Annotated in this window: 17 protein-coding genes; 1 reads left to right on the top strand and 16 read right to left on the bottom strand. The window is 74.2% G+C overall.

All coding sequences use genetic code 11. The features are described 5' to 3' along the window. Positions 1 to 28: 28 nt before the first annotated feature. The 15 genes from ftsY to VNF07_09300 form a co-directional block, all read right to left on the bottom strand. Positions 29 to 1,150, bottom strand: coding sequence for a signal recognition particle-docking protein FtsY (gene ftsY / locus VNF07_09230; GenBank protein ID HVB06408.1), 1,122 nt, complete (start codon positions 1,148 to 1,150; stop codon positions 29 to 31). Then, complete coding sequence (gene smc / locus VNF07_09235; protein HVB06409.1) at positions 1,147 to 4,653, bottom strand: chromosome segregation protein SMC; 3,507 nt, start codon at positions 4,651 to 4,653, stop codon at positions 1,147 to 1,149. Before smc ends, ftsY begins: the two co-directional genes overlap by 4 nt. Positions 4,654 to 4,757: 104 nt before the next feature. Continuing rightward, complete coding sequence (locus VNF07_09240) at positions 4,758 to 5,873, bottom strand: GSCFA domain-containing protein (GenBank protein ID HVB06410.1); 1,116 nt, start codon at positions 5,871 to 5,873, stop codon at positions 4,758 to 4,760. Continuing rightward, on the bottom strand, positions 5,873 to 6,766 hold the full coding sequence (locus VNF07_09245; GenBank protein ID HVB06411.1) for a WcbI family polysaccharide biosynthesis putative acetyltransferase: 894 nt from the start codon (positions 6,764 to 6,766) through the stop codon (positions 5,873 to 5,875). The genes VNF07_09240 and VNF07_09245 overlap by 1 nt, the downstream gene beginning before the upstream one ends. Positions 6,767 to 6,866: 100 nt before the next feature. Then, a complete protein-coding gene (mutM, locus tag VNF07_09250) occupies positions 6,867 to 7,700 on the bottom strand; it encodes a bifunctional DNA-formamidopyrimidine glycosylase/DNA-(apurinic or apyrimidinic site) lyase (GenBank protein HVB06412.1) in 834 nt (277 codons plus the stop codon). Beyond that, a complete protein-coding gene (gene rnc / locus VNF07_09255; GenBank protein HVB06413.1) occupies positions 7,693 to 8,409 on the bottom strand; it encodes a ribonuclease III in 717 nt (238 codons plus the stop codon). Before rnc ends, mutM begins: the two co-directional genes overlap by 8 nt. Positions 8,410 to 8,468: 59 nt before the next feature. Further along, entirely contained in the window at positions 8,469 to 8,756 is a 288-nt protein-coding gene (locus tag VNF07_09260; GenBank protein ID HVB06414.1) for an acyl carrier protein, read from the bottom strand. 41 nt (positions 8,757 to 8,797) lie between these two features. Continuing rightward, positions 8,798 to 9,853, bottom strand: coding sequence for a phosphate acyltransferase PlsX (gene plsX, locus VNF07_09265; GenBank protein ID HVB06415.1), 1,056 nt, complete (start codon positions 9,851 to 9,853; stop codon positions 8,798 to 8,800). Further along, a complete protein-coding gene (rpmF, locus tag VNF07_09270) occupies positions 9,772 to 9,951 on the bottom strand; it encodes a 50S ribosomal protein L32 (protein ID HVB06416.1) in 180 nt (59 codons plus the stop codon). The genes plsX and rpmF overlap by 82 nt, the downstream gene beginning before the upstream one ends. A 4-nt stretch (positions 9,952 to 9,955) precedes the next feature. Next, a complete protein-coding gene (locus tag VNF07_09275) occupies positions 9,956 to 10,504 on the bottom strand; it encodes a DUF177 domain-containing protein (protein HVB06417.1) in 549 nt (182 codons plus the stop codon). A gap of 52 nt (positions 10,505 to 10,556) precedes the next feature. Beyond that, positions 10,557 to 11,135: a hypothetical protein gene (locus VNF07_09280; GenBank protein ID HVB06418.1), complete on the bottom strand. Its 579-nt coding sequence runs from the start codon at positions 11,133 to 11,135 to the stop codon at positions 10,557 to 10,559. Then, a complete protein-coding gene (coaD, locus tag VNF07_09285; protein HVB06419.1) occupies positions 11,128 to 11,607 on the bottom strand; it encodes a pantetheine-phosphate adenylyltransferase in 480 nt (159 codons plus the stop codon). Before coaD ends, VNF07_09280 begins: the two co-directional genes overlap by 8 nt. Further along, complete coding sequence (locus tag VNF07_09290) at positions 11,604 to 12,158, bottom strand: RsmD family RNA methyltransferase (GenBank protein ID HVB06420.1); 555 nt, start codon at positions 12,156 to 12,158, stop codon at positions 11,604 to 11,606. The genes coaD and VNF07_09290 overlap by 4 nt, the downstream gene beginning before the upstream one ends. Then, positions 12,159 to 14,423 carry an ATP-dependent DNA helicase RecG gene (gene recG, locus VNF07_09295; protein HVB06421.1) on the bottom strand — a complete coding sequence of 755 codons (2,265 nt, stop codon included), beginning with the start codon at positions 14,421 to 14,423 and terminating at the stop codon, positions 12,159 to 12,161. It lies immediately after the preceding gene. Next, positions 14,420 to 16,072 (bottom strand): DAK2 domain-containing protein, encoded by a 1,653-nt coding sequence (locus VNF07_09300; protein HVB06422.1) that lies wholly within the window; start codon positions 16,070 to 16,072, stop codon positions 14,420 to 14,422. The genes recG and VNF07_09300 overlap by 4 nt, the downstream gene beginning before the upstream one ends. A 144-nt stretch (positions 16,073 to 16,216) precedes the next feature. On the opposite strand from VNF07_09300, the gene rpmB reads away from it, so the two are divergent. Next, positions 16,217 to 16,438 (top strand): 50S ribosomal protein L28, encoded by a 222-nt coding sequence (gene rpmB / locus VNF07_09305; protein ID HVB06423.1) that lies wholly within the window; start codon positions 16,217 to 16,219, stop codon positions 16,436 to 16,438. Between the two features lie 6 nt (positions 16,439 to 16,444). Here rpmB and thiL read toward each other — a convergent pair whose 3' ends face one another. Beyond that, complete coding sequence (thiL, locus tag VNF07_09310) at positions 16,445 to 17,392, bottom strand: thiamine-phosphate kinase (GenBank protein HVB06424.1); 948 nt, start codon at positions 17,390 to 17,392, stop codon at positions 16,445 to 16,447. Positions 17,393 to 17,465 lie beyond the last annotated feature (73 nt).

The following is a 17,465-nucleotide window of genomic DNA, read 5'->3' on the forward strand; positions in this document are numbered from 1 at the left end:
ACGCCCGTCGGCGGGAGGCGATCGCTCGTCAGGCGAAGAGCGCGGCGGCGAATTCCTCCGGGTCGAACTCGACGAGGTCCTCGGCGCCCTCGCCGAGGCCGACGAGCTTGATCGGCAACCCGAGCTCGGCGCGGATCGAGAGCACGATGCCGCCCTTGGCGGTGCCGTCGAGCTTGGTGAGGACGATCCCGGTGACGCCGACCGCCGACGCGAACTCGCGCGCCTGCGCGAGGCCGTTCTGTCCGGTGGTGGCGTCGAGCACGAGCAGCACCTCGCGCACGCGCCCCTCCGGGCGGTCGGCGACGCGCCGCACCTTCTTCAGCTCCTCCATGAGGTTGGTCTTGGTGTGCAGCCGCCCGGCGGTGTCGGCGAGCACGAGATCGGCGTGCACCGCGGCGCCGTGCTCGATCGCGTCGAAGACGACCGAGGAGGGATCCGCACCGTCGGCGCCGCGCACGATCTCGGAGCCGGAGCGCTCGGCCCAGAGCTCGAGCTGCTCCCCGGCGGCTGCCCGGAAGGTGTCGCCGGCGGCGAGCACGACCCGCTCACCGGCGCGCGTCGCCGCGGCGGCGAGCTTTCCGATCGTCGTCGTCTTGCCGACCCCGTTCACCCCGACGAAGAGCCACACCGCGGGCTGGCCCCCCCGGTCAAGGGCCCGCTCCTCGCCGGCGAAGAGCGCGGCGACGGCGCCGCGGAGCGCGCCGAGCAGCTGCTCGGGCTCGGGTGAGATCGTCCCGTCACGGACCCCCGCGCGGAGCGGCTCGAGGAGGCGGGTCGTCGTCGGCAGGCCGACGTCGGCGAGGAGGAGCGCCTCCTCGAGCTCCTGGAAGGCCGCCTCGTCGACCTTGGCGCGGCTCCGAAGGGCGCCGAGCGGTGCCCCGAAGACCGAGACGGCGCGGGCGACGCGCTCGCGAAAGGCGGGTGTCGCCGGGGCTGGTGGGGCCTGTGGGAGGGGTTCGACAGCCGGACGTTCCGTGGCGGTGGGCGCGCTCGCCGCCGCCGGTGGCGCAGCGGTCGGCGGGGCGGGGCGGGCGAGCGCCTCGCCGGCCTCGCCGCCGATCGCCGGGTGACCGGCGCGCCCGCGGCGCACCAGAAGGAACGAGGCGGCGAGGACGACGACGACCGCGAGCACCACGATCACGACCGTCATGCCCAGCCTCCGCTCGGCTCGAGCGCGCGCCGGGGGCCCCCGGCACGGCTGACCCGCTCGCTCAGCACCTTGGAGCCGCCGCCGGGCTGCATCGAGATCCCGTAGAGGGAGTCGGCGATCTCCATCGTCTTTTTCTGGTGGCTGACGATGATCAGCTGCGCCTCGCCGCGGAACTCGTCCACCAGGCCGTGGAAGCGGGTGAGGTTCACCTCGTCGAGGGCCGCCTCGACCTCGTCCATCAGGTAGAAGGGCGACGGGCGCGAGCGGAAGACGGCGAAGAGGTAGGCCATCGCGACGAGCGAGCGCTCACCTCCCGAGAGCAGCGAGAGGCGTCGCACGTTGCGCCCGGCGGGGCGGGCCTCGATCTCGACGCCGCTCTCCAGCAGGTCGTCGGGAGCGGTGAGGCTGAGGCGCCCCTCGCCGCCGGGGAAGAGCATCGAGAAGAGCGACTCGAAGTGCGCCGCGACGTCCTCGTAGGCGGCGGCGAAGACGTCGACGATCTCGGCGTCGACCGCCCTGATCACCTGGTTGAGCTCGCGCCGGGCGCGGCGCACGTCCTCGAGCTGTCCCTCGAGGAAGACGCTCCGCTCGGTGAGCGAGGCGAGCTCCTCGGCGGCGAGGGGGTTCACGGGGCCGAGCTCGCGCAGCTCGCGCTCGAGCATGCGAAGGCGTGCTGCCGGCTCGATCCCCGGGGCGAGCTCGGGGCGCGGCGCGGCGAGCGCCTCGGCGGGCTCGATCTCGAGATCGCGGCGCAGCGCGTCGAGCGCCGTCTCGTGGCGGATCCTCGCCTCCGCGATCGCGATCTCGGACCGCTGGCGCCGCTCGCGGGCCTCGTGGGACTGCCGCTCGAGGTCGTCGCGCTCGCGGCGCAGGGAGCCGAGGCGTTCGAGGTGCTCCCTCCCGAGGGCGTGGCGGCGGTCGCGCTCCGCGGCGACGGCGGCGACCCGCCGGGCGAGGGACTCGGCGAGCGGCCGGAGCTCGCCCGCCAGTCCGAGCAAGGTCGCTTCCTCGGCGTCGAAGAGCGCCCGGCGCTGCCTCGCCTCTGCGACCGCCTCGCGCCGCTGCGCGAGCGCCGCGTCCAGCTCCTCACGCCGCCGCAACAGCTGCTCTCGGCGCCCCTCGAGGCCGGCGGCGCGCACCTCGAGGTCGCGACGGAGCGCGGCGAGCGCCCGCGCCCGCTCGTCGAGGAGGTGGCGGGCGGCGTCGGCCTCTTCGTAGTGCACGGCCGCCTGCGCCGCCTCGGCCTCGAGGAGCACGAGCTCGCGGGTGATCGCCGCGGCTGCCGCCTCGGCGGGCACGAGCTCGGCAGCTCGCGCCGCCTCCTCCGCAGCTGCGGTCTGCGCGGCGCGCTCCAGCTCGGCGAGCTCGCTCCCGAGGGAGTCGAGCTCGCGGTCCAGCCCCCCGAGCTCCGCGCCCGCGGCGTCGGCGGCGAGACGGCAGCGGCCCTCCTCCGCCGCGGCCTCGTGTTCGAGAGCACGCAGGCGGGCGACCTCCTCCTCGACCGAGGACTCGGTCTCGGCGGCGGCCCGCGAGAGCGCCCGCGCCTCGGCGTGGGCGGAGGCGGTCGCGCCCACCGACGAGGAGCAGAGGCGGATCGCTCCGCGAGCCACTACGTCACCGGCACGCGTCACGACGACGACGTCGTCCGCGCCGCGAGCGGCCTCGAAGGCCTCCGCCGCGGGCAGATCGGTGATCGCGACGCCGCGCAGCTGGGCGTCGAGGAGCGCGCGGAGCCCCGCACCCTCGGCGTCGACGAGCTCGCGCAGCCAGCGCGTCCCCACCGGGGCGGGGCCCGCGGGCGGCGTGGGGCCGTCGGGAAGCGGCAGGAGCACGCCGCCGCGCCCGGCGAGGAGCGCGAGCGCTTCGCCGAGGGCGCGCGGCTCGGCGAGGACGGCGGCGTCGAGGGCACCGAGCAGCGCCGCCTCGAGGGCGGGGGCGGTGGCGTCATCGACCACGACGAGCTCGCGGAGCGTGCCGAGCAGCCCCGGGAGCGCGCCGAGTCGGCCGAGGTCGGCACGCTCGCGCGCCTCGGAGAGGGCGAGCTCGAGCGCCTCCTCGCGGGACTGCGCGCGGCGCCGCGCGTCGGCGGCGACCGAGAGGCGCTCCTCCCCCTCGCGCCGCTCGGCGGCGCTGCGCTCGAGGGCTTGTCGCGCCGCCTCCGCGGCGCTGCGGAGGGTCGCTGTCGCCGTGCGGAGCTCGCCCTGTCGGTCCGCGAGCGACGCAGCGCGGCCACGGCGCAGCGCGAGGCGCTCTGCGAGCTCTCCCGCCCGCGCCCGGGCGACGAGTTCGTGCTGGCGGCGCTCCGCGAGCGTGGCGCGCGCCTCGTCTGCTGCGGCGCGGCGCCCGGCGAGCTCCGGCGCGGCGGAACGCGAGAGGCCGACGAAGCGCTCCGCGTGGGCCACCTCGGCTTCGATGAGCGCCGTCTCGGCCACCGCGAGGCGCTCCCATTCGGGGCCGAGCGCGATCGCCTCGCGCTCGGTCTCCTCGAGCTCGGTGAGGATCCGCCGGCGGCTCTCCTCGAGCGGGGCGACGTCGCCTGCCGCCTCCAGCGCGGCGAGCAGGGCGGCGCTCGCCCGCCGTCGCTCCTCGATCAAGGTGAGCAGCCCCGTCGAGCGCTGGTGGAGGCGGTCGAGCGAGCTGAGCTGGGGGGCGAGGTCTTCGTCGGGCTCACGGGCGAGCGAATCGGTCGCCGCCTCGAGCTTCGCTTCGACCTGCTCGAGCGAGGCCGCGAGCACGGTGGTCCGCTCCTCGAGCGAGCGCAGGCTCGCCGCCCCCTCGCGCACCGCCGTCTCGAGGGTGCGCAGCTCGACCCCGGCGAGGAAGCGCCGGATCGCGGTGAGCTCCACCTCGAGCTCGCCGTGCAGGTGCGCCGAGGCCGCCTGGCGCTCGAGGGGCCGCATCTGCCGACGGACCTCACGCAGCAGGTCCTGGAGGCGGGTGAGGCTCGCCTCGCTGCTCTCGAGGCGACGCACGGCGCGCTCACGGCGGCGCCGGTACTTCAAGATGCCGGCCGCCTCCTCGATCACCATCCGCCGCTCCTCGGGGCGGGCGGTGAGGATGCCGTCGATCTGGCCCTGGCCGATGATCACGTGCTGGCTGCGCCCGACGCCCGAGTCCGAGAGCAGCTCTTGGACGTCGAGGAGGCGGCACGCCACGCCGTTCAGCGCGTACTCGCTCTCCCCGCTGCGAAAGAGCGTGCGCGTGATCGTGACCTCGTTGAAGTCGAGCGCCAGCTCGTGTGCGGAGTTGTCGATGACGAGCGAGACCTCGGCGCGGCCGAGGGCGGGGCGCTTCGCGGTGCCGGCGAAGATGACGTCGTCCATCTTCGCCGAGCGCACGACGCGCGGCCCCTGCGCGCCAAGCACCCAGGCGACGGCGTCCACGACGTTCGACTTGCCGGAGCCGTTCGGGCCGACGACGACGGTGACGCCCGGCTCGAGCTCGAGGGTGGTCGGATCGGCGAAGGACTTGAAGCCCTTCAGCGTGAGCGACTTGAGGTACACGGCGGCCTCACCCTACCCAGCCCGCCGACCGGTCGGGTTGGATGGCAGGGCGCCGAGCGCTCCTGTCGGACAGGCCGGCGGCCCCCCTCGTTTCGAAGCGCCCCTCAGCGCTCGGCGTCCGCCGCCAGCTCGCCGAGCGCCGCGGCGGAGGCGCTGTTCGGCGGCTCGGCATCGAGGACCTCTTCGTCGCAGATGATCTCCCGCACCGCCGCGATCTCCCGGCGGAGCGACTGAGCGGCCGGCGAGGACGTCGCCCCGCCCTCCCCGTCCAGGTAGTGGCGCTTGAAGACCCGCATCACGTGCGAGACGCCCTCGTCGGTGATCGAGCGGAGGTCGTCGGCGAAGTAGCGACCGCCCGAGGAGGTGCTGGTGACGATCTCATAGGAGGGGAAGTAGTCGACGTGGCCGTAGGCGGCGCTCACCTCCGCGGCGGCGACGCGCAGCACCGCCTTGGAGTACACCGTCGCGGGGAGCACGTGCTGGTCGGTGTAGGTCGCGATGAGCGGCACCGGACTCACCGTGAGGAGCACCTTCAGCTGCGGGTTCACCTTGCGGAGCTCGCGCACGAAGCGGTGCAGGTCGGCCGTCACCTCCGCCGCGCCGAAGTTCACGAACTCGTAGTCCGCGGCGCGGTACTCGCCGCCGCTCGCGCCGGGCACGACGGGGAAGACGAGGCCGCTGTGACGCGAGCGCCAGCCCTCGGTGAGGCCGAGGGTGAAGACGAGGACGTCGCTCTCCTCGAAGACCCGGCGCACCGCGAGCAGGTGCGCGGCGCGATCGGCGCGCAGCTCCTCCTCGGAGGGAAAGCCCGCCGGCTCGACCTGGGGGCGGAGGCTGTCGACGTAGCGGTCCCCGCGTCGCCAGACCTCCTCCCTGCGGCGCCAGCGGCGCGAGTAGACCCGCTCGACGAGCTGGACCGCCTGGCGAACCGTGTAGACGTTGCCGTAGCGGGCGGAGAAGGTCCCGTAGTTGCGGAGCGCACGCTCCTCCTCGCCGAGCGCCTCGTCGCCGCCCTCGGTGACGAAGTAGTTGAGCCCCGAACGCGACAGGAAGCGTGAGAGGTGCTGCGCGAAGCACGAGCCCATCGTCGCGACCTTGTCGTCCGGGCCGACGTGGAACTTGGCGGTGCGCACCGGATCGAGCGAGTGGAAGGCCACCGGCGTCACGACCCGCGACCAGAAGTGCAGGTCGTCGAGCTCCTGGTAGGGGTGACGAGCCATCAGTGCCTCCCTCGGATCTCGGCGAGCGCCGGGGCGAGCACCTCGTCGTAGCGGCCGTCGCCGAGGCGGTGACAGGTCACCGAGGAGGGGTCGACGCCCGCGTACGCCCCGTACGCCGCCTCGAGGTACTCCGCGACCGAGAGGTACTGCCGCTCCTGGAGGCGCCAGTGCCACGCCCCCGGGACCCCGAGGCGCCTGCCGACGAGCGGGAAGACGGGCCACACCGCGCTCGGGCAGTAATCGGTGAGGTAGCGGGTGAGGGGGTAGTCCCAGACGTCGGTCGAGGCGCCGATGCGCGCCGCGATGGACTTCGCGAACGCCGCCACCCCGAGGAGGTTCGGGTGGTTGATGGTGTGCATGAAGACGCCGCTTCGGTGCACGTTCGCCCAGAAGGGGGCGAAGTCGAGGTCCGAGGCCTCGAAGGTCTCGCGCGCCGCGTCGACCGAGACGTCCCAGTACTCGTCGTAGCCGAGGGCGACGAGCAGGTCGTCGCGGAAGAGCTGGCTCGCCTGCTCGGCGCTCGCCCCCTGCTTCCAGGCCCAGAGCCCGATCGCCGAGTGGTAGTCGGCCTCCCCGCGGAAGAGGTCGCCGTCGGCGGCGAGTGCGTAGACCATGTCGGGGTGGAAGGCCGAGAAGGTGAAGGACGGGATCTCGACCAGCTGCTGGCCGGGGGCCTCCCCGATCATCTCCTGGCTGAGGGGGCTGTCGACGAGCGGCATGCGGATCTGGACGTCGAGGGAGCGCAGGTAGGCCGTCGCCTTCGCGGTGTACTCCTCGTCGAAGTCCCAGCTCGCGATCTCGATCACGAGGTCGCCCGGGAACAGCATCCGCAGCGCGTCCGCGAGCGGCCGCACCTGGCAGTTGCCGACAATGAAGATCGATCGCTCGGCCATCGCCTACCTGGGGGGAGAGGGCGCCGTCAGCCGGGCACTCTACCGGTGCGGGTGAGGGGACGGGCCTGGCGGGGGCGGGACCGGCCGGAGCGGCGAACGGTCAGCGCTGGCAGCGCGGGCAGGAGTAGGAGGAGCGCCCGGCGACCCGCACGCGGCGGATCGTCCCCGAGCAGCGCAGGCAGGGCTCGTCGAGGCGGTCGTAGACCGCGTGGCGGATCTGGAAGGTGCCGGTGCCACCGAAGAGGTCCCGGTAGCGGGCGTCGCGCAGCGTCGAGCCACCGAGGGTGACCGCCTCGGTGAGGACCTCGTCGATCGCCGCGACGAGGCGGTGCACCGCAAGGCGGGTGAGGGTGTCGCTCCGTCTGAGCGGCGAGAGGCGGGCGACGAAGCAGATCTCGTCGGCGTAGATGTTCCCGATCCCCGCGAGCTCGCGCTGGTCGAGGAGGAAGGCCTTGAGGGCGACCCGCCGGTGGGCGAGGCGATGGCGCAGCTCGGCCTCGTCGACCCCGTCCACGAGGGGGTCGCGCCCGATCGAGGCGAGGGCGAGGGGGGCGTCCCGCCCGTCGAGCTCGCGGGCGACGAAGAGCTCGCCGAAGGTCCGCGGGTCGCTGAAGCGCACCTCGCTGCCGTCATCGAGGGCGAGGACGACGTGGGTGTGCGCGACCGTCGGCGACTCCGGGCGGGCGTGCAGCAGCTGGCCGCTCATCCGCAGGTGGACGACGAGCACCGCCGCGTCGTCGAGGTCGACGAGGAGGTACTTCCCCCGCCGGCGCGCGCCGACGAGGACCCGCCCCTCGAGCGAGGCGCAGAACTCCGGTGCCGACTGGCGCCGGACCGAGCGGCGCCCGGTCACCGAGACGGCGACGACCCTCCTCCCGAGGAGCGTGCCCTCGATCCCGCGGCGGACCGTCTCGACCTCGGGGAGCTCAGGCACGGGGAGGCCCCGCGGCGCCCCTCCCCGGTGCGGCGAGGCGGACGAGGAGCGCCTCGGCGGCGAGGCGCTCGGCGAGCTTCTTGCTCCGCCCCTCTCCTTCGCCGAGGTGCTCCCCGACGGTCACGACCGAGCGGAACGAGCGCGCGTGGTCCGGACCCCGCCCCGTCGTCTCGTAGGCCGGCGTGGGGAGCGAGAGCCGCGCGGCGAGCTCCTGGAGGCGGTTCTTCGCGTCGCCGAGCTCGCGCCGCGCGGTCTCGGCCAGAACGAGGTCACCGAGGAGGTCCCCCACCATCGCCTCGGCGGCGGCGGCGCCGGAGGCCAGGTAGGCCGCGCCGATCAGCGCCTCGAGCGCGTCGGCGAGGAGCGAGGCCTTGGCCCTTCCGCCCGAGGACTCCTCCCCGCGCCCGAGGAGGAGCGCCTCGCCGACCCCGAGGGCCGCGGCGACGGGCGCCAGCGCCTCGGTCGACACCACCCCCGAGCGGATGCGCGCCATGTCCCCCTCGGCGCGCGCCGAGAGGGCGCGGTAGAGGTGCTCGGTGACGACCACCCCGAGCACGGCGTCGCCGAGGAACTCGAGGCGCTCGTTGGACTCCTCGCCGGGGTGCTCGGCGCACCAGGAGCGGTGCGCGAGGGCGAGGTGGAGGAGGCCGGGATCGCGGAGGTAGGGCGAGAGGCGGGCGGCGAGCGCGGCCTCGGCCGTCTCCTGCACGGTGGCGCCGCCGCGCTCTCGGACGGCAGCGGCGGGGTCGCCGCCGCCGGAGGCCTCGCTCAGGCGACCTCGAGCTTCGCCGTCACGTAGTCGACGGCGTCGCGCACGGTCCGCAGGTCCTCGAGGTCCTCGTCGTCGATCCGGAAGCCCTCGACCTTTTCGCGCAACTCCTGTTCGAGCGCCTCGACGAGCTCGATGAGCGCGAGCGAGTCGGCGTTCAGGTCCTCGGCGAACGAGGCCGTCTCGGCGATCCCCGCCGGCTCGATCTCGAGGATCTCGGCGAGCTGGGTGCGCACGAGGTCGAGCACCTCGTCCCGGCTGATCTGCCCTGCAGCACTCTCCGCCACCTGCGACTCCTCATCTGCTCGCGCCTCTCGGCGGAGCGATGTTACCGGGAGACCGCCTCCCGGACCCTCCCGACGAGGTCGCCTTCGGCCATGTCGTGCGCGACGCGCACCGCGTTCACGATCGCCCGCTCCGAGGAGCTGCCGTGGCTGATGATGCAGACGCCGTCGACGCCGAGGAGCATCGCCCCACCCGTCTCCTCGGGGTCGATGTTCGCCGCATAGGGCAGCAGCGCAGGGATCAGCACGTCGCCGGCGGCGCGGGTCTCCTCGGTCGAGCCGATCACGGTGAGGAGGATCCCCATGAAGGTCTTCGAGGCCCCTTCCAGGGTCTTCAGGGCGACGTTCCCGGTGAAGCCGTCGGTGACGACGATGTCGGCGACCCCTTGCAAGAGGTCGCGCCCCTCGACGTTGCCGATGAAGCGCACCCCGACCCCCTTCGCGAAGAGCGCGTGCGCCTCCTTCACGAGGGTGTTGCCCTTGGAGTCCTCCTCGCCGATCGACAACAGGGCGACGGAGGGGTCCGGGTTGCCGTAGCGGCGGGTGACGAAGGCGGAGGCCATCTGCGCGAACTGCACGAGCCACTCCGGCTGGCACTCGGCGTTCGCCCCGGCGTCGATGAGCACGGTCGGCGTGCCCCCGGGCACCGGGAGGGGGGTGGCGATCGCCGGCCGGGCGACGCCGGCGATGCGTCCCATCCGGAAGAGCGCGGCCGCCATCGCCGCGCCGGTGTTGCCGGCGGAGACCATCGCGCTCGCCTGGCCGTCGCGCACCGCCTCGGCGGCGCGCACGAGCGAGCTGTCCTTCTTGGTACGCACCGCGCGCGCCGGGTCCTCGTCCATCGCGATCGCCTCGCTGGCGGCGAGGAGGGGGAGGGGGCCGAGGTCACCGAGGGAGCCGTCGTCCGGCCCGACGAGCAGGACGGGGATGCCGAACTCCTGGTGCGCCCGGAGGGCGCCCTTCACGATCTCGGCGGGGGCCTTGTCGCCCCCCATTGCGTCGAGCGCGACGGGGAGCGTCAGTCGACCTCGACGGCCTGGCGGCCCTTGTACCAGCCGCAGTGCGGGCAGACGACGTGCGGAACCTTGGCGTTGCCGCACTGCGGGCAGTTGCTGCGAGCGGGCGCCCGCAGCACCCAGTTCGAGGCGCGCCGACTGCGGCTCTTTGCCTTTGACGTCTTCTTCTTCGGGACGGCCATCTCGCTACTTCTTCTCCTCTGGTCGCTCGCTCTCGCCGAGAGCGGCGAGCGCCCCCCAACGCGGGTCGACGGGCGCCACGCAGGCGCACGCTTCAGCGTTGCGGTTGGCGCCGCACTCGGCACAGATCCCGAGGCACTCCTCCGAGCAGAGGGGCGCGAGCGGCAGCTCGAGGATACACGCGTCGTGGACGAGCGGCGCCAGGTCGAGCAGGTCGCCGTCGAGGCGGTAGGTCGTCTCCTCGTCGTCGGGCTCCTCGACGCAGAGCTCGCGGACCTCCACCTCGAGCGGGCCGGTGGCGCGCTCGAGGCAGCGCCGGCACTCCCCCTCCCAGCGCGCCCGCACCACCCCGGTGACGAGGATCCCCTCGCTCACCGACTCGAGGAGCGCGTCGATGCAGACCGGCTCGCCCTCGGCGACGGTGCTCGTCGGCACCCCGAGGCCGGTCATCGGCCCGGCCAACGAGACCCTGCGGGCGCTGCCGGGCTCGCGCCGCAGCGCGGCGACCTCGACGACGAAGGGCTCGTGCGCCTTCGGCGGCCGCCATCGGCTCACCGGCGGCGCACCCCGCCCGGCACCCTCCCCGCCGACATCGCAGGGAGCGCCACTACAGCTGGTCCTGGTCGAACGGCGAGATCTCGCCGCCCGCCTCGCCCTCGTCGCTCTCGGCCTCCCGCTCGCCGCCCGGGATCGGCGGCGCCACGCCGAGGCGCTCGCGGCCGGCCTGCACGGTGCGGATCGTGCGGTCGAGGACGATCTCAAAGGCGGCGAGCTTGCGGTCGACGTAGTCGTCGGCGTCGTGGCGGACCCGCCGGGCCTCTGCCTCGGCGTCGAGGACGATCCGCTCGGCGTGGTGGCGGGCCTGACGGACGACCTCGGTGCGCTGCACGAGGTTCGCGGCCTGCGCCCGCGCCTCGTCGAGCAGCTCGTCGGACTCCTGCTGGGCGCGGCGGCGCAGGTCGTCGAGCTCGCGCAGCATCCGCCGCGCCGCGAGCAGCTCGCCCGGCAGTGCCCGGCGGGCGCGGTCGGCGAGCTCGAGGACGTCGTCGCGGCTGATGATCGCGGAGGAGCTGAGGGGCATCGACTTCGCCCTCTCGATGACGTCGAAGAGCTCGTCGAGGAGGCCCTCGACGTCGTCGGGGCCCTCGGTGCGGAGCTCGCCCTCCTCGGGCGGGAAGTCAGTCACCGAAGCGCCCGGACATCGCCAGCGCGACGGCGGGGGGGACGAAGCGCGTGACGTCGCCCCCGAGGCTCGCCACCTCGCGCACGAGGCGCGAGGAGATGAAGGAGTAGGTCGCCCCGGTCGGGACGAAGAGCGTCTCGATCCCGGAGAGCTCGTGGTTCATCTGTGCCATCTGCAGCTCGTTCTCGAAATCCGACACCGCACGCAGCCCGCGGACGATCACGTCCGCGCCCACCGTGCGAGCGACGTCGACGACGAGCGTCGACATCGAGACCACCTCGACGTTGGGGAATCCTGCCAGACACGTGGCGATGATCTCCTCACGCTCCTTCGGGGCGAAGAGGGGGTCGCCCTTGGCCGAGTTCTGCAGGACGGCGACGACGACGCGGTCAAAGACGCGGTGCGCCCGCTCGACGATCTCGTAGTGGCCGTTGTGGAAGGGGTCGAAGGAACCCGGAAAGATCGCGCTCGTCACCCGAGCACGCCACCCCCACTCGCCCCGTGGGCGGTCCGCCGTGCCACGGTGACGAGCGTAGTGCCGTAGCGGTAGACGCGATGGAGCTCATGGGCGGGACCGAGCTCGATCGGCGCCGAGGACTCGAGCACGACGAGCTCACCGGGGAGCACGTCGAGCAGCGCCGCCCAGTCGGCGAAGCCGTACGGGGGGTCGGCGAAGCAGAGCGAGCAGGCGGGCCGGCTGTGCGCGAGGTAGCCGAGGACCTCGCGGGTGACGACCTCGTGCGGCCGCTCGGCGAGCCCCGTGGCGGTGAGGTTGGCGACGATCGCCTCGGCGTGGCGACGCTCGCGCTCGACGAAGGTGGCGCGCGCCGCGCCGCGCGAGAGCGCCTCGATGCCGAGCGCGCCCGTCCCGGCGAAGAGATCGACGACCTCCGCGCCGTCGACGACCCCGAGACTGCCGAGGACGTCGAAGATCGCCTCCCGCACGCGGTCCGCCGTCGGCCGCAGCGTCGCGCTCTTCGGCGCCGTGAGCGGCCGCCCGCGCGCCGTCCCCCCGATGACCCGCACTCAGCTCCGCTCGAGGTACTCGGCCGCGCCCTCGCCGATGAACAGCTCGAGCTCCTCGGCGAGCAGCGGGTGCGAGGCGAGCGCGGGGTCGGCGTCGATCACCTCCGTCGCCACCTGCCTCGCCGTCGTGATGAGCGCCCGGTCGCGGCGCAGCGAGGCGAGGCGCAGGTCGCTCCGCCCCTTCTGGCGGGCGCCGAGCACCGTCCCCTCGCCGCGCAGCTCGAGGTCGACCTCGGCGAGCTCGAAGCCGTCGGCGAGGCGCGCGAGGGCGTCGAGGCGACGGGCGGCCTCCTCGTTCACCTCGCTCGCGAGCAGGTAGCAGACCGAGGCGTGCGCGCCGCGCCCCACCCTGCCGCGCAGCTGGTGGAGCTGGGCGATGCCGAAGCGGTCGGCGTCCTCGATGACCATCACCGTGGCGTTGGCGACGTCGACGCCGACCTCGATCACCGTGGTGGCGACGAGCACCTGGGTGAGGCCGTCGCGGAAGGAGGCCATCACGCGGTCCTTTTCGCGCGAGGGGAGCTGGCCGTGCAGCAGGCCGACGCTGAAGCCGGCGAGCTCGCCCTCGGCGAGGCGGAGGTGCTCCTCGATCGCGGCGCGCGGCGGCGGCCGGCCGGACTGCTCCTCGGCGCGGAAGAGCTGGCCCTCGCCCTCCTCGTCCTCGTAGAGGAGGCCCTCGCCGGCCCCCTCGTCGTCGTCGACACCCTGGTGGACCCGCGAGCAGACGACGTAGGCCTGCCGCCCCGCGGCGAGCTCGGCCCGCACGCGCTCCCACACCGCGGCGACCGCCTCTCCCTCCTCCGCGACCCAGCGCGTCTGCACCGGCGTGCGCGAGGGCGGCAGCTCGTCGAGGACGCTGTAGTCGAGGTCGCCGTAGACCGTCATCGCCGCGGTGCGCGGGATCGGGGTCGCGGTCATCACGAGGACGTCCGGGTCGCGCCCCTCGGCCTCGCGGGCGGAGCCCTTCTCGCGCAGGGCCGCGCGCTGGTCGACGCCGAAGCGGTGCTGCTCGTCGATGACGACGACGCCGAGGGAGGAGAAACGCACGTCCTCGGTGAGCAGCGCGTGCGTCCCGACGAGGACGTCGACCTCGCCGCGTACGAGGCGGGTGAGCAGCCGCCGCCGTTCGGCGGTCGTCGTGCGGCTCGTGAGGAGCGCCGCGACCACCGGGCGGCGCCCCCCGAGGCGGCCGGCGTCGTCGACCTCGAGGCCGGAGAGGAGGCGGCGGGCGGCGAGGTAGTGCTGCTCGGCGAGAACCTCGGTCGGCACCATCAGGGCCCCCTGGTGCCCCCCCTGCACCGCGTAGAGGAGGGCGGCGAGCGCGACCACGGTCTTGCCCGAGCCGACGTCGCCCTGCAGCAGGCGGTGCATCGGGAGCGGGCTCCCGAGGTCGGCGGCGATCTCCTCGATGACCCGCCGCTGCGCGCCGGTGAGGGCGAAGGGCAGGCCCTCGATGAACCCCGCCACGAGGCCCGGGCCCTCAGCCGGGGCGAGGAGGTGCGTGATGCCGCGCGCCGCCTCGGCGGCGGCGCGCTTGCGCAGCACGAGCGAGAGCTGCAGGCGGAGCAGCTCGTCGAAGGCGAGGCGGCGCCTCGCGGCGAAGCGCTCCTCGTCGTCGTCGGGTGCGTGGATCGCACGCAGCGCCGTCGTGCGCGAGACGAGCCGCAGGCCCTCGAGGAGCGGGCCGTCGAGGGGGTCGGCGAAGGTGCGCGCCCGCTCGAGTGCCTCGGCGACGTACTCGGTGAGCTCGGCGGAGGTGATCCCCGCCTTCTGGGACTGCCGGTAGATCGGGACGATGCGGCCGGTGCGGTCGCCGACGAGGTCGACGAGCGGGTTCACCATCTGCAGGTGGCCGTGGTACTCGTCGACGCGGCCGAAGACGACGACGTGCGCCCCCTCGCTCAGCTGGCGGGCCCGCCACGGCTGGTTGAAGAAGCTCACGGTGAGGTTGCCGGTGCCGTCGTCGACGGTGAGCTCGACGATCGCCCGCCGGTTGCGCGGCCGGCGGGTGCTCACCCGGCGGACCTCGGCCGAGACGACCGCCTCCTCGCCGACGCGCACCGCGGCGATCGCCTGGCAGTTCGTCCGGTCGGCGTAGCGCCGCGGGTAGTGCATGAGGAGGTCGAGGACGCTCTCGATGCCCATCGCGGCGAGCGCCGCTGTCTTGCGGGGGCCGACGCCACGCAGCTCACCCACCTCGATCTGCGCGAGCTGCTTCAGCCTGCGGCCGCCCGTCGCCGGGGGGGCCGGCGTCGCCTGGCTCACTCCACCGAGATGAGCAGCGGGTAGAGCGGTTGCCCGCCCTCCAGGTGCTCGACGGCGAGGTCGGGATACTTGGCCTTGAGGACGCGCTCGATCTCGTCGAGCTCCTCCTCGGGCGCCTCGTCGCCGGCGATGAGCGTGACGATCTCGCAACCCGGAGAGACGAGGATCTCAAGGAGCGAGAGGGCGGCGTCGGCGAGACGGCCGCCGACGGCCTCGATCCCCTGGCGGGAGAGGCCGATCCAGTCACCCGCGTTCACCGGTCCGACGGCCGTGCGCGCGGCGCGCACCGCGCGGGTCACCTCCCCGGCCATCACCTGGGTGGTGGCCTCGAGCATGAGGCGCGCGTTGTCCTCCCCCGAGGCGGCGGGGTCGTAGGCCAAGAGCGCGGCGAAGCCCTCCTGGATCCCCTTGGTCGGCACCACGAAGACCGGCTTGCTCGCGATCAGGCAGACCTGCTCCGCGACGGGGAAGATGTTCGAGTTGTTCGGGAGCACCACGACCTGGGCTCCCGGCGCGGCCTCGGCCGCGGCGAGGATCTCCGCTGTCGAGGGGTTCATCGACTGCCCGCCGGCGACGAGGCGGTCGACGCCGAGCGAGGAGAAGATGCGCTGCACGCCGGGGCCGGTCGCGACGGCGACCACCGAGGTGAGCGGCCGCCCGCTCCCGACGGCGCCGGCCGACGGCACGGCGCGCACCCACGCCTCCTCCTCGACCTGGTGCTGCAGGTCCGTGACGCGGATCTCGCGGGGGCGCCCCGCCTCGATCCCCGCCTCGATCGCCGCCCCGATGTCGTCGGTGTGGATGTGGCAGTTCCACAGCCCGTCGCCGCCGACGACGACGATCGAATCGCCGATCGCGGCCCAGCGCTCCTTGAACGGTGCCATCCGCTCGTCGTCGGAGTCGAGGAGGTACATCACCTCATAGGTGAGCCCCGCGAGGGCGCCCTGCGGCGCCGCCTCCTGTTCGTGCGGCGCGCCGGCGAGCAGCGCGAGCACCGTCGCGGGGAGGTCGAGCTCCGCGGGGGCCGCCACGCCGGCCGCGACCTCGAGGAGCGCGTCGAAGAGCAGCAGCAGCCCGGCGCCCCCGGCGTCGACGACCCCGGCCTCGGCGAGCACGCTGAGCTGGGTCGGTGTCGCCCAGAGGGCGTCGCGCGCGGCGACGCGCACCTCGGCGAGCAGCACCGCGACGTCGTCCTCCTCGGACTTCTCCGCCGCCGCGGCGGCGGCGTCGCAGACGCTCAGGATCGTGCCCTCGACCGGACGGAGCACCGCGGCGCGGGCGGCCGCGGCGGCACAGGTGAGCGCCGAGCGCAGCTCGTCGGCACCGAGCGCCCGGGCCTGTGCGGCGGAGGAGGCGAGGCCCCGGAGGATCTGACAGAGGATCACCCCCGAGTTCCCCCGCGCGCCCATCAGCGAGCCCTTCGAGATCGCGGCGCCGACGGCGGCCGGGTCGGCGAGGCCGGCCTCGTCGAGGCGGCCGATCTCCTCGAGCACCGAGTCGAGGGTGAGCGTCATGTTCGTCCCGGTGTCGCCGTCGGGCACGGGGAAGACGTTCAGCCGGTTGATCTCGTGCTGGTGGCGCCGGAGGGCGTCCCGGAAGGCCGTCATCACGGTGGCGAGCGCAGTCGCCGCGAGCGGCTCAGCCGGCATAGCCAACGGCGAGGCCGTGCCACCGGACGACAAGTGCGCGATCGGCCCCCACGGCGGGGGATGGTAATGTCACTGGCCGTTCCCCGGGCCCGTTCGCGTCAGGCGCGGCGCCCGTCCCCCGTTCTGTAGAGGTGGGTCGTCGTCGTGGCAGCCGTTTGTGAGATCTGCGGGAAGCACCCGAGCTTCGGGATGAACGTCTCCCACTCCCACCGTCGGACCAAGCGCCGCTGGAACCCCAACATCCAGCGCGTGCGGGCGCTCGTGAACGGCACCTCCCGACGGATCGACGTCTGCACCTCCTGCATCCGCGCCGGCAAGGTCACCAAGCCGCCGCTGCGCCGCTTCGTCCTCGCCGCGAAGGGCTGAGCGGCCTCACTCCCCTTCGGGGCGCCCGCCCGAGAGGCGGTGCAGATAGCCGAGCAACGGGAGCGGGGCGCCGCGCAGCGTCCGCCGGTCACGGTCCCCTACGAGCACCCCGATCTCGATCGGCGTCGCCAGCCCGCGCGCTGCGAACAGCCCGGCGGCCTCGCGGCCGGGCGGCAGGCTGAAGAGCAGCTCGTAGTCCTCGCCGCCCCCGAGCGCCTCCTCCTCGCTGGCCCCGGCCGCGACCGGCACGGTGATGAGCTCGACCCCGACGCCGCTCGCCCGCGCGAGGCGGTCGAGATCGAGGCTCAACCCGTCGGAGAGGTCGAGCATCGCGCTCGCCCCGAGCTCGGCGGCCGCCGTACCCTCGCCGAGGCGCGGGAGCGGCCGCCGGTGGCGGCGGACCGCCTCGTTCGACTCCCCCTCGCCTGCGCGCAGCAGTCGCAGCCCCGCGGCCGAGCTGCCGAGCGGCCCGGTTACGAAGAGCCGGTCGCCGGGGCGCCCGCCGCTGCGCAGCACCGGTGGACGGCCGTCGGTCGTGCCGAGCACGGCGACCGTGACGACCATCTCCTCGGCGTCGGAGAGGTCCCCACCGACGACGGCGCAGCCGTAGCGCTCGGCGGCGCCGGTCACCCCGCGGTAGATGCCGTCGAGGTCCGCTGCCGCGGCGCCGCAAAGGGCGACGACCGCCGCGAGCGGGCGGCCGCCCATCGCCGCGAGGTCCGAGAGGTTGCAGGCGAGCGCCTTCCACCCGATGTCCTCGAGCGAGGAGAGGGCGCGCGTGAAGTGCACGCCCTCGACGAGCGCGTCGGTGGAGAAGAGCAGGTGGCCGGGCGGGTTCTCGACCACCGCGGCGTCGTCGCCCGCCCACACCTCCCCCGCCGGTGGCGGGCCGAGCAGCGTCGCGAGGCGCTCGAGCACGGTGCGCTCGTCGCCGCTCGTGGGGACCCCGGACACGCGCGGACGCTACCAACGACGCCGTCGGGCGTGCCCGGCGCAGTTGTCGCGCGTTAGCGTGTCTGATGCTCCT

The organism is Acidimicrobiales bacterium (genome assembly GCA_035533595.1).
GTDB lineage: Bacteria > Actinomycetota > Acidimicrobiia > Acidimicrobiales > Bog-793 > DATLTN01.

Bases quoted from the DNA above. Each gene is read 5' to 3' on its own strand.
- rpmF (HVB06416.1), bottom strand. From the start codon at position 9,951: ATGGCCGTCCCGAAGAAGAAGACGTCAAAGGCAAAGAGCCGCAGTCGG.
- ftsY (HVB06408.1), bottom strand. From the start codon at position 1,150: ATGACGGTCGTGATCGTGGTGCTCGCGGTCGTCGTCGTCCTCGCCGCC.
- VNF07_09245 (HVB06411.1), bottom strand. From the start codon at position 6,766: ATGGCCGAGCGATCGATCTTCATTGTCGGCAACTGCCAGGTGCGGCCG.
- VNF07_09240 (HVB06410.1), bottom strand. From the start codon at position 5,873: ATGGCTCGTCACCCCTACCAGGAGCTCGACGACCTGCACTTCTGGTCG.
- VNF07_09300 (HVB06422.1), bottom strand. From the start codon at position 16,072: ATGCCGGCTGAGCCGCTCGCGGCGACTGCGCTCGCCACCGTGATGACG.